9 protein-coding genes are annotated in these 12270 nt (G+C 57.8%); 2 read left to right on the forward strand and 7 right to left on the reverse strand.

The genetic code is table 11. The features are described 5' to 3' along the window. Nucleotides 1-16 precede the first annotated feature (16 nt). The 7 genes from lpdA to sdhC form a co-directional block, all read right to left on the reverse strand. Complete coding sequence (gene lpdA, locus FHW68_RS24520) at nucleotides 17-1453, reverse strand: dihydrolipoyl dehydrogenase (protein WP_095634530.1); 1437 nt, start codon at nucleotides 1451-1453, stop codon at nucleotides 17-19. Between the two features lie 99 nt (nucleotides 1454-1552). Beyond that, the gene (odhB, locus tag FHW68_RS24525; RefSeq protein WP_095634529.1) at nucleotides 1553-2773 is read right to left on the reverse strand and encodes a 2-oxoglutarate dehydrogenase complex dihydrolipoyllysine-residue succinyltransferase; all 1221 of its coding nucleotides are present in this window, start codon (nucleotides 2771-2773) and stop codon (nucleotides 1553-1555) included. Nucleotides 2774-2815: 42 nt separating this feature from the next. Next, nucleotides 2816-5647: a 2-oxoglutarate dehydrogenase E1 component gene (locus tag FHW68_RS24530; RefSeq protein ID WP_183683517.1), complete on the reverse strand. Its 2832-nt coding sequence runs from the start codon at nucleotides 5645-5647 to the stop codon at nucleotides 2816-2818. A gap of 262 nt (nucleotides 5648-5909) precedes the next feature. Continuing rightward, complete coding sequence (locus FHW68_RS24535; RefSeq protein WP_007898989.1) at nucleotides 5910-6614, reverse strand: succinate dehydrogenase iron-sulfur subunit; 705 nt, start codon at nucleotides 6612-6614, stop codon at nucleotides 5910-5912. An 11-nt stretch (nucleotides 6615-6625) separates the two neighbouring features. Then, the gene (sdhA, locus tag FHW68_RS24540; RefSeq protein WP_095634527.1) at nucleotides 6626-8398 is read right to left on the reverse strand and encodes a succinate dehydrogenase flavoprotein subunit; all 1773 of its coding nucleotides are present in this window, start codon (nucleotides 8396-8398) and stop codon (nucleotides 6626-6628) included. Between the two features lie 3 nt (nucleotides 8399-8401). Then, nucleotides 8402-8770 carry a succinate dehydrogenase, hydrophobic membrane anchor protein gene (gene sdhD / locus FHW68_RS24545; RefSeq protein ID WP_052967227.1) on the reverse strand — a complete coding sequence of 123 codons (369 nt, stop codon included), beginning with the start codon at nucleotides 8768-8770 and terminating at the stop codon, nucleotides 8402-8404. After that, nucleotides 8764-9138 carry a succinate dehydrogenase, cytochrome b556 subunit gene (gene sdhC / locus FHW68_RS24550; protein ID WP_095634526.1) on the reverse strand — a complete coding sequence of 125 codons (375 nt, stop codon included), beginning with the start codon at nucleotides 9136-9138 and terminating at the stop codon, nucleotides 8764-8766. The genes sdhD and sdhC overlap by 7 nt, the downstream gene beginning before the upstream one ends. 362 nt (nucleotides 9139-9500) lie before the next feature. On the opposite strand from sdhC, the gene gltA reads away from it, so the two are divergent. Together gltA and FHW68_RS27355 are read left to right on the forward strand one after the other, a co-directional pair. Continuing rightward, nucleotides 9501-10787, forward strand: a complete 1287-nt coding sequence (gene gltA, locus FHW68_RS24555; RefSeq protein ID WP_008071464.1) for a citrate synthase — start codon at nucleotides 9501-9503, stop codon at nucleotides 10785-10787. A gap of 951 nt (nucleotides 10788-11738) precedes the next feature. Beyond that, entirely contained in the window at nucleotides 11739-12041 is a 303-nt protein-coding gene (locus FHW68_RS27355) for an IS3 family transposase (protein WP_060739331.1), read from the forward strand. Nucleotides 12042-12270: the final 229 nt, after the last annotated feature.

Here is a 12270-nt window from a genome sequence, read left to right on the forward strand (position 1 = left end):
GTGGTTTCTTATTGTCTTAACGCTTCTTGCGGTTGGCGATGTGGATGGCGCCGCCATTCACAGCCAAAGCTGCTTCATGCAAGGCTTCAGACAGGGTCGGATGGGAGAAAACCATCATGCCCAGGTCTTCAGCGCTGGTGCCGAATTCCATACCGATCGCGCCCTGCTGAACCAGTTCTGCAGCGCTCGGGCCAATCACGTGGACGCCCAATACGCGGTCAGTCTTGGCATCGGCAATGACTTTCACGAAACCGCCGGTGTCGTTGGCTGCCATGGCACGGCCACTGGCTGCGAACGGGAAGGTGCCAACGTTAACTTCAACGCCTTCAGCCTTCAAGGTCTGCTCGGTTTTGCCGACCCACGCGATTTCCGGGTGAGTATAAATAACTGACGGGATCAAGTCATAGTTCATCTGGGCTTTGTGGCCCTTGATGCGCTCAACGACCATGATGCCCTCTTCCGAGGCCTTGTGTGCCAGCATCATGCCGCGAACCACGTCACCGATGGCGTAAACGCCCGGTACGGTGGTGGCGCAGTGATCGTCAACGTGCACGAAACCGCGCTCGTCCAGGGTCACACCGCAATCAGCAGCCAGCAAATCAGTGGTCACCGGACGGCGACCAACGGCTACGATTAGCTTGTCGAATGTGATGTTTTGTTCGCCGTTGGCATCGGTGTAGTTCACAACGACTTCGTCACCGTTCACTTTGGAACCGGTAACGCGAGCACCCAGCTTGATGTCCAGACCTTGTTTGGTCAGGGTTTTCAGCGCTTCCTTGGAAACAGCGGTGTCCGCTGCCATCAGGAAGGTGTCCAGGGCTTCCAGGACAGTCACTTCTGCACCCAGACGCGACCAGACCGAACCCAGTTCCAGACCGATCACGCCAGCGCCGATCACGCCCAGACGTTTTGGCACGGACTGGAATTCCAGCGCGCCAGTCGAATCGACGATCACATTCTGGTCAACCGGAGCTGGCGGAATGTCGATCGGACGCGAACCTGGAGCCAGAATCACGTTTTCGGCTTCAATGATTTCTACCGAACCGTCAGGCTTGGTGACTTCGACTTTCTTGCCGGCCAGCAGTTTGCCGTGGCCCTGGATCGAGGTCACGCCGTTGGCCTTGAACAGGGTGGCAACACCCGAGGTCAGGCCTTTGACGATGTTGGCTTTACGGCCGACCATTGCTGGCACGTCCATGGTTACGCCAGCGTGGTTGATACCGTGGATCGCGAAGCCGTCTTGGGCTTCGTGGAACTTCCAGGAGCTGTCCAGCAGCGCCTTGGATGGAATGCAGCCGACGTTCAGGCAGGTACCGCCGAGGGCCAGTTTGCCTTCCTTGTCGGTGTATTTCTCGATGCAGGCAGTGGAAAGGCCCAATTGCGCTGCTTTGATGGCGGCCACGTAACCGCCAGGGCCCGCGCCAATCACTACTACGTCAAATTTCTGCGACATTCAAAAAATCCTCTTTTTTGCGGCAAGCTTGAAGCCGCAAGCGTCAAGCCAAGCTGCCCTTTCCTGCAGCTTGTAACTTGAAGCCTGCAGCTGCTTCTATCAGATATCCAGCAGCAAACGAGCCGGGTCTTCCAGCAAGTTCTTGATGGTAACCAGGAAGGTCACAGCTTCTTTGCCGTCGATCAAACGGTGATCGTAGGACAGCGCCAGGTACATCATCGGACGGATAACGACTTGACCGTTGATTGCCATAGGACGCTGCAGAATGTTGTGCATGCCCAGGATGGCCGCTTGTGGCGGGTTGACGATCGGCGTCGACATCATCGAACCGAAGGTGCCACCGTTGGTGATGGTGAACGTACCACCGGTCATTTCGTCCATCGACAGCTTGCCGTCACGAGCCTTCTTGCCGAAGGTGGCGATGCCGCCTTCGATTTCAGCCAGGCTCATCAGTTCGGCGTTACGCAGAACCGGAACAACCAGGCCGCGATCGCTGGAAACTGCAACGCCGACGTCAGCGTAGCCGTGGTAAACGATATCGCCGCCGTCGATCGAAGCGTTGACAGCCGGGAAGCGTTTCAGCGCTTCGGTGGCAGCCTTGACGAAGAACGACATGAAGCCCAAACGCACGCCGTTATGGCTCTTCTCGAAGAGATCCTTGTACTTGGAACGCAACGCCATGACTTCGGTCATGTCGACTTCGTTGAAAGTGGTCAGCATCGCCATGTTCGACTGAGCTTCAACCAGACGCTTGGCCACGGTGGCGCGAACGCGGGTCATCGGTACGCGCTTCTCGATGCGATCGCCGGCGGCGAACACAGGAGCAGCAGCGGCAGGCGCGGCAGCCTTGGCAGGTGCGGCAGCCGGAGCGGCTTTTTTGGCAGCTACAGCGGCAACAACGTCTTCCTTGGTCACACGACCGCCTTTGCCGGTACCGGCAACGGAAGCGATGTTGATGCCGTTTTCTTCAGCCAGCTTGCGAGCAGCCGGTGCAGCAACAGGGTCCTCTTCGCCCGCTTCGGCAGGAGCAGCGGCAGCGGCAGCAGGTGCAGCAGCGGCGGCTGGAGCAGCGGCAGCAGCACTGCCCTCACCGATGGAGCCCAGAACTTCGTCGGACAGAACGGTGTCGCCTTCGTTCTTGACGATAGCGCCCAGCACGCCGTCAGCGGTGGCCAGCACTTCCAGTACGACTTTGTCGGTTTCGATGTCGACGATCAGGTCATCGCGCTTGACGGCGTCGCCCGGTTTTTTGTGCCAGGTGGCAACGGTGCCATCGGCAACCGATTCCGGGAAAGTGGGGGCTTTGATTTCGATAGCCATTATCTGTGGGTCCTTAAATTCGGTTTCAGGTGCGCGAAGGCGTTAAACAGTAAAGGCGTCTTGCAGCAGTTGTTCCTGCTGCTCAGCGTGCATCGATGCATAACCACAAGCCGGCGCAGCAGAAGCATCACGGCCCGCGTACTCGAGTACGAGCGACTTGTCGTGATTGCCAACGATGCGGCGCATGTGGTGTTGGCTGCAGTACCAGGCACCCTGGTTCATCGGCTCTTCCTGACACCAAACGATATGTTTGAGGTTGGTGTACGGAGCCAGGACTTCGCTCAAGTCGTCCTCAGGGAATGGGTACAGCTGCTCGATACGCACGATGGCGATGTCATCACGACCTTCGGCACGGCGTTTTTCCAGCAGGTCGTAGTAGACCTTGCCGCTACACAGAATGACGCGCTCGATCTTTTTCGGATCCAGGGCATCGATTTCCGGGATAACGGTCTGGAACGAACCTTCGGCCAGATCTTCCAGGGTCGAGATGGCCAGTTTGTGACGCAGCAGCGACTTCGGAGTCAGAACGACCAACGGCTTGCGCAGCGGGCGAATCACCTGACGACGCAGCAAGTGGTAGATCTGAGCCGGCGTAGTCGGCACGGCTACCTGAATGTTGTGCTCGGCGCACAGCTGCAGGTAACGCTCCAGACGAGCCGAAGAGTGCTCTGGCCCCTGGCCTTCATAACCGTGCGGCAGCAGCATGGTCAGACCGCAGAGACGACCCCACTTGTGCTCGCCACTGGTGATGAACTGGTCGATAACCACTTGGGCACCGTTGGCGAAGTCGCCGAACTGGGCTTCCCAGATCACCAGCGCGTCAGGCGTGGTGGTCGAGTAACCGTATTCAAATGCCAGCACGGCTTCTTCGGACAGGAACGAATCGTACAGGTCGAAACGTGGCTGGCCCTTGTACAGGTTTTGCAGCGGGATGTAGGTACCCGCGTCTTTCTGGTTGTGCAAGACAGCGTGACGGTGCGAGAACGTACCGCGACCGATGTCCTGACCCGTCATGCGAATCGGGTGACCTTCGAACGCCAGGGTCGCGTACGCCATGGTTTCGGCGTAACCCCAGTTGATCGGCAGGCCGCCGGCTTGCATTTTCTGACGGTCTTCGTAGATTTTCGAGACCTGGCGCTGAACCACGAAGCCTTCCGGAATTTCCAGCAGCTTGGCGGACAGTTCCTGCAAGGTTTTCAGATCGAAGCGAGTGTCGTGACGCGCGGTCCAGGCGTGGCCCAGATACGGACGCCAGTCCACGAACAACTCTTTGTTCGGCTCTTTGACCAGGCTTTTTACAACATGCAGACCGTTGTCCAGCGCATTGCGGTATTCGTCGACTTTCGCCTGAACACGCTCTGCGTCCAGCACACCGCTTTGGGTCAGACGTTCGGCATACAGCTCACGGGTGGTGCGCTGTTTGGTGATCTGCTGGTACATGATTGGCTGAGTGCCGCTAGGCTCGTCGGCCTCGTTGTGGCCACGACGACGGTAGCAGACCATATCGATTACCACGTCACGCTTGAACTGCATGCGGTAGTCGATGGCCAGTTGGGTCACGAACAACACGGCTTCCGGATCATCACCATTCACATGGAGGATCGGCGCCTGGATCATCTTCGCAACGTCGGTCGCGTACTCGGTGGAGCGCGAGTCCAGCGGGTTGCTGATGGTGAAACCGACCTGGTTGTTGATCACGATGTGCACGGTGCCGCCGGTCTTGAAACCGCGGGTCTGCGACATCTGGAAGGTTTCCATGACCACACCTTGACCGGCGAAGGCCGCGTCACCGTGGATGGAAATTGGCAGAACCTTCTCGCCGGTAGGGTCGTTACGACGATCCTGACGGGCGCGAACCGAACCCTCGACCACCGGGGAAACGATTTCCAGGTGGGAAGGGTTGAACGCCATGGCCAGGTGAACTTCACCGCCGGTGGTCATCACGTTGGACGAGAAGCCCTGGTGATATTTAACGTCACCGGAACCCAGCTCGACCTTTTTCTTGCCTTCGAACTCGTCGAACAGCTCGCGCGGGTTCTTGCCGAAGGTATTGACCAGTACGTTCAGACGACCACGGTGGGCCATGCCGATCACGATTTCCTTGGTGCCGTAGGAGCCGGAACGCTGGATCAACTCGTCGAGCATCGGAATCAGGCTTTCGCCGCCTTCCAGACCGAAACGCTTGGTACCCGGGTATTTGGTCCCCAGGTATTTTTCCAGGCCTTCGCCGGCGGTGACACGCTCAAGCAGGTGGCTCTTGATGTCGGCGGAGTATGTCGGACGACCGCGCACGCTTTCCAGACGCTGCTGGAACCACTGGCGCTGCTCGGAATCGGTGATATGCGTAAATTCAGCGCCGATGGTGCGGCAATATGTCTGCTGCAACGCTTCGTGAATTTCGCGTAGGCTCGCCTCCTCTTTGCCGATGAACAGGTCGCCGGCACGGAAGGTCGTATCAAGATCGGCATTGGTCAAGCCGTAATGATTGATTGACAGGTCTGCAGGTGCAGGACGCTGCCACAGCCCCAGCGGGTCAAGCTGGGCTGCCTGGTGGCCACGCATACGGTAGGCCTGGATCAATCGCAGCACTTCAACTTGCTTCTTCTCGTGCTCACTGCTCACGCTGCCGGCGGAAACCGGTTGGGCGCGGCGCTGGTTCTTTGCCAGCAAGACGAAATGATCGCGAATTGTGGAGTGCGAAACATCGGTGGCAGGGTTGCCGTCAGCAGGCAACTTCTGGAAGTAGGTGCGCCACTCTTCTGGCACAGCGTTAGGGTCGTGCAGGTAGAGCTCGTAAAGCTCTTCCACATAGGCAGCGTTACTACCGGATAGGTAGGCGCTGTTCCACATGCGCTGCATCACGCTTTCTTGCATGCTTGGTCACCCTCGGTTAGGGGAACACCACCGGCGTCGACACCGAGCAAACTTGCAGAAGTCCGAATGCAGCGACTAAAACAAGCCACTTAGGATCACGCTGATAGTCCGGGTACCAGCCCGGATGCCCCTGCTTGTCTCATTTCTTCAAAATAAGAGCGGCAGCCTTTTAAGCTGCTGCTCAGGTTAAAACTACGGCGCCGGTTGAAGCCGGCGCCGTAGCATCTACGGGTACAGCGGTTCTACGGGTACAGCAGCTGAATCACACGCCGCTTTGCAGCAACATGTTACGAATGTGACCGATGGCCTTAGTCGGGTTCAGGCCTTTCGGACAAACGTTGACGCAGTTCATGATGCCCCGGCAGCGGAATACGCTGAACGGGTCATCCAGCGAAGCCAGACGCTCGGATGTCTTGTTGTCGCGACTGTCTGCCAGGAAGCGATAGGCTTGCAGCAGAGCAGCCGGACCCAGGAACTTGTCCGGGTTCCACCAGAAGGACGGGCACGAAGTCGAGCAGCAAGCGCACAGGATGCACTCGTACAGACCATCGAGCTTTTCACGCTCTTCAGGAGACTGCAGACGTTCGATGGCCGGAGCTGGCGTGTCGTTCTGCAGGTATGGCTTAACCTTTTCGTATTGCTTGTAGAAGATGCTCATATCGACGACCAGGTCACGGATAACCGGCAAACCTGGCAACGGACGAACGATCAGCTTGTTACGTTTTACGACGGCAGACAGCGGCGTGATGCATGCCAGACCGTTTTTGCCGTTGATGTTCATGCCGTCGGAACCGCAAACACCTTCACGGCAAGAGCGACGATAGGAGAAACCTTCGTCCTGCTCTTTGATCAGGGCCAGCACGTCCAGCACCATCAGGTCTTTACCACCGGTATCAACCTGGAATTCCTGCATGAACGGCGCAGCGTCCTGATCAGGGTTGTAACGATAAACACTGACTTGCAACATGGCGGCCACCCTTAATAAGTCCGAATCTTAGGTTCAAAAGTCGGAACAGTCTTCGGCGAGAAGTTCACGGCACGCTTGGCAACGCGCTTGTCACCCGGGAAGTACAGTGTGTGGCACAGCCAGTTTTCATCGTCACGGTCTTCGAAGTCTTCACGGGCGTGAGCACCGCGGGACTCTTTGCGCACTTCTGCAGCGATAGCAGTGGCTTCGGCGACTTCCAGCAGGTTTTGCAGTTCCAGTGCCTCGATACGCGCGGTGTTGAAGGCCTGGCTCTTGTCGTTGATCTTGACGTTGGCGATACGCACGCGCAGATCAGCCAGCTGAGCAATACCTTTCTGCATGTATTCGCCGGTACGGAACACACCGAAGTAGTTCTGCATGCAGCTTTGCAGTTCACGACGCAGGGTTGCCACGTCTTCACCGTCGGTACGCTCATTCAGAGCGGACAGACGTGCCAGGGCTGCGTTGATGTCAGCGTCGGTGGCGTCATCGTATTCGATGCCGTCGCTCAGCGCTTTTTCCAGGTGCAGGCCGGCAGCACGGCCGAATACCACCAGGTCAAGCAGCGAGTTGCCGCCCAGACGGTTGGCGCCGTGAACCGATACGCACGCCACTTCACCCACTGCGAACAGGCCAGGGATGATTTCGTCGACGCCTTCGTCGTTCTGGGTGATGGCCTGGCCGTGAATGTTGGTCGGAACGCCGCCCATCATATAGTGGCAGGTCGGAACGACCGGAACCGGAGCAACAACAGGGTCAACGTGTGCGAAAGTCTTGGACAGTTCGCAGATGCCTGGCAGACGGCTGTGCAGCACTTCCTCGCCCAGGTGGTCGAGTTTGAGCATTACGTGGTCGCCATTCGGACCGCAACCATTGCCGGCGATGATTTCCTTAACCATCGAACGGGCAACAACGTCACGACCGGCAAGGTCTTTGGCGTTCGGAGCATAACGCTCCATGAAACGCTCGCCGTGCTTGTTGATCAGGTAACCACCTTCACCACGGCAACCTTCGGTCACCAGTACACCGGCGCCGGCGATGCCGGTCGGGTGGAACTGCCACATTTCGATGTCTTGTACCGGTACGCCGGCACGCAGCGCCATACCAACGCCGTCACCGGTATTGATCAGGGCGTTGGTGGTCGAGGCGTAGATACGACCTGCACCGCCGGTGGCCAGTACGGTAGCCTTGGCGCGGATGTAGGTGGTTTCGCCGGTTTCGATGCAGATGGCAATCACGCCGACGAATGCGCCGTCCTGGTTTTTCACCAGATCAACAGCGTAGTACTCGTTAAGGAACGTGGTGCCAGCTTTCAGGTTGCCCTGATAAAGGGTGTGCAACAGCGCGTGACCGGTACGGTCGGAAGCGGCGCAGGTACGGGCGGCCTGGCCACCTTTACCGTAATCCTTCGACTGACCGCCGAATGGACGCTGGTAGATGCGACCCTGTTCGGTACGGGAGAACGGCAGCCCCATGTGATCCAGCTCGAAAACGGCAGCCGGACCTTCCTGACACATGTATTCGATAGCGTCCTGGTCACCGATATAGTCGGAACCCTTGACGGTATCGTACATGTGCCAGCGCCAGTCATCGTTAGGATCAGCGGACGCGATGGCGCAAGTGATGCCGCCCTGGGCCGACACGGTGTGCGAACGGGTCGGGAAAACCTTGGTGATCACGGCAGTCTTGTGACCGCCTTGTGCCAGTTGCAGCGCTGCGCGCATGCCGGCACCGCCACCACCAATAATGATGGCGTCGAAAGAAATCGTTGGAATGTTAGCCATGGATCAGATACCCCAGAGAATCTGCACACCCCAGACGAAGTAAGCGAACATCGCAACGCCGCATACTGCCTGGAAAAGGAAACGTACTGCAGTCGCGGACTTGCCCAGCGCCATTGGCGTCAGGTAGTCAGTCGCGATGGTCCACATGCCGACCCAGGCGTGAGCGCCCAAGGCCACAAGGGCCAGCAGACTGAAGATACGCATCCAGTTGCTTGCGAACAGTTCGTGCCATTGGGTGTAGCCAATGCCAGGATTCGCAACGAGGTATCCGATCAGGAAGATGAAATAAGCCGCGAGAACGACCGCAGACACACGCTGTGCCATCCAGTCATAGAGGCCCGAACGCGACAGGTTCGTAACGCTGGTTACCATATCCAAACTCCCGCCAGAACGATCAACACCGCAGATACGGCGATAATGATTTGCGAGCCCAGCTTGCCGCCTTCCAGCGTCTCACCGATGCCCATATCCATAATCAGATGGCGCACACCGGCTACCAGGTGATACAGAAGAGCGGACAGGAGGCCCCATGCTACGAACTTGGCCAGCGGGCTGGTCAAGCATGCCTTCACCTCGGCAAAACCTTCCTCGGAATCCAGAGACTTGCCCAATGCATAAAGCATGAAGCCAAGGCCCAGAAAGAGGATGATGCCGGAAACACGGTGAAGAAACGACGTAACGCCGGTGATGGGGAGTTTGATGGTCCTTAGGTCTAGGTTTACAGGTCGTTGGCTTTTCACGGCTTTTTTTCACACTGAAGAGCCCCTAACAATCAGGGCAAAGTTGTTGGGGAGTGCACTGGTCAGGTAACCACCACCCAGGGATGCGACCCCCAATAAAGCAGGCCCAAAAGCCCTTGGCGGTCGGTGGCCGAGTATAGACAGTTAGGCTACTAATGACAACGCGTTCACCTTCCCCTAATAGCTGATTGCACAAGTGACATAAAAGGCGTAAATGGCAGTCAATTTCGAGGAAAAAGTCCGGTTAAAGCCTTCTGGAGCAAGACTTTAGGCAAATTGACATTCGAATTTATCTCACTATAGTGGTGCGGGCCCTGCGTGGGGGGTCTGTCTGATGATTTCAAGCATAAATAGGAGGCCACATGGCTGACAAAAAAGCGCAGTTGATCATCGAGGGCGCAGCCCCCGTCGAGCTGCCCATTTTAACCGGCACCGTTGGTCCCGATGTTATCGACGTTCGGGGCCTGACGGCCACGGGCCGTTTCACCTTTGACCCTGGCTTCATGTCGACTGCCTCCTGCGAGTCGAAGATCACCTATATCGACGGCGACAACGGCATTCTGCTGCACCGCGGCTACCCGATCGAACAGCTGGCTGAAAAGTCGGACTACCTGGAAACCTGCTATCTGCTGCTCAACGGCGAATTGCCGACCGCAGAACAGAAGGCCCAGTTCGTCGGCACCGTGAAGAACCACACCATGGTTCACGAACAGTTGAAGACCTTCTTCAACGGCTTCCGTCGCGACGCCCACCCGATGGCTGTCATGTGCGGCGTAGTCGGCGCCCTCTCGGCCTTCTACCACGACTCCCTCGACATCAATAACCCGCAGCATCGTGAAATCTCCGCGATCCGCCTGGTTGCCAAGATGCCGACCCTGGCCGCAATGGTTTACAAGTACTCCATGGGCCAACCCATGATGTACCCGCGCAACGACCTGTCGTACGCGGAAAACTTCCTGCACATGATGTTCAACACCCCGTGCGAGATCAAACCGATCAGCCCGGTACTCGCCAAGGCCATGGACCGGATCTTCATCCTCCATGCCGACCACGAGCAGAACGCATCGACGTCCACCGTACGCCTGGCAGGTTCCTCGGGTGCCAACCCGTTCGCCTGTATCGCCGCTGGCATCGCTGCACTGTGGGGCCCTGCCCACGGCGGCGCGAACGAAGCCGTTCTGACCATGCTTGACGAGATTGGCGATGTTTCGAACATCGACAAGTACATCGCCAAGGCCAAGGACAAGAACGATCCGTTCAAACTGATGGGCTTCGGTCACCGGGTTTACAAAAACCGCGACCCACGTGCCACCGTCATGAAGCAGACCTGCGACGAAGTGCTGAAGGAACTGGGCATCACCAACGATCCGCAACTCGAACTGGCCATGCGCCTGGAAGAGATCGCCCTGACTGACCCGTACTTCATCGAACGCTCGCTGTACCCGAACGTCGACTTCTATTCGGGGATCATCCTCAAGGCGATCGGCATTCCAACCAGCATGTTCACCGTGATCTTCGCCCTGGCGCGGACTGTCGGCTGGATTTCCCACTGGAAGGAAATGCTCTCCAGCCCGTACAAGATTGGCCGTCCGCGCCAGCTGTACACTGGCTATGAGTCGCGTGATATCACCCGGCTTGAAGACCGCTGATAAGGGCTGTCTTGCGATAACGTCTTGAGCTGTACCGGAAACGGCCTCTATTGGATAGGGGCCGTTTTTGTTTGTGCCTGACGTTGTATACGCAGCGGCCTGAGGGCCGACTGGCTCTTTGGTCGGGTACATATCCTTTTCTGCGGTAACGACTGCTTAGGGTTCCGCTCTTACAGCGGGTCACTTTGGAAAAGCGCCAAAGTAACCAAAACGCTCTTGCCCCTTTCGTTCGGTGCCTCGCCCAGGCTCGGCATGCCCTCGCTCCGGTCCTGCTCCGTGGGCCCGCCGCGATCGGCCATCCATGGCCGTGCGCGGCTAACCCGGCATCCATGCCGGGTTGCCCACTGCGCAGAACCTCCACTCGGCCTCTCGAGGGGGCGGTGCGTCAACATCAAAAGCTGCAGGCGAGCTAACGCTCGGCCTGTTGAGTGGTGAAAAGCACAGCGGATGCGCTCTGATTTTTTGTGGGAACTGGCTTGTCGGGTCGCCGCATCGCTGCGAAGGCGGCCTGACAGCCGACCAGTCTCTTGCAGATGCCCCCCCTGTGGGAGCGGGCTTGCTCGCGAAGCTTTTGATCTTGCTTTGGCTTTGGCTTTTGATCTGCCGCCCCTTTCCCAGAGGCCGAACGCAGGCGTTGCATAGGGGGCACCGCGGCAAGGATGGCCGATGGCGGCGGGCTGCCGGAGTGAGGCATGCCGAGCCTGGGCGAGGTACCGAATGGCGGGGCAAGAGCGCTTTGGTTACTTTCCGCCGGGCCGCGCAGGCTTTTCGAAAGTGACTCGCTGTAAAAGCGAAACCGCCAGCCGTCGCTACCGCAGAAACGGGTATGTACACAATCAAAGACCCTGGTCGACTATCAGGCCGCCTTCGCGGGCAAGCCTGAACTGGCCTAATGATTTTGGACACTTCAATCGGGCGCTAAGATGGCGCCCAAATCTGAGGTGTGTGGATATGCGTAAATCTTATTCCAGTGAGTTCAAACTCAAGGCCGCCAGCATGGTGCTGGACGAGGGCCAGTCAGTTCCTGAGGTCTGTGCCAGTTTGGATATTGGCCCTACGGCCTTGCGCCGTTGGGTCGACCAGGTTCGCAAAGAACGCTTGGGTTCGACCCCGGTGGGGGCCAAGGCAATCACCGCCGATCAGCGGGAGATTCAGCAGCTCAAAGCGTTGCTCAGGCAAAAAGACCTGGACATTGAAATCCTAAAAAAGGCCAGTGCTCTCCTGCTTTTGGACTCCAAAGATCATTCTCGCTGATCAATGAGCTGGACGAGCAGTACGGCGTTAACAATTGCTGTCGGGCGTTTGGAGTCACCCGCAGCAGCTTTTACGCCTGGCGTCAGCGCCAGGGCAAGGTGAATCCTGAACGGGAGAAACTTAAGGCCGTGCTAGTCAAGCATCATAAGGAATCCAGAGCGTCCGCCGGGTCTCGCACCCTGTCCAAGGAACTGCAAGCCAAGGGGCATCGTGTCGGGCGCCATATGGC

It is taken from the genome of Pseudomonas sp. Tn43 (genome assembly GCF_014192635.1).
Taxonomy (GTDB): Bacteria; Pseudomonadota; Gammaproteobacteria; order Pseudomonadales; family Pseudomonadaceae; genus Aquipseudomonas.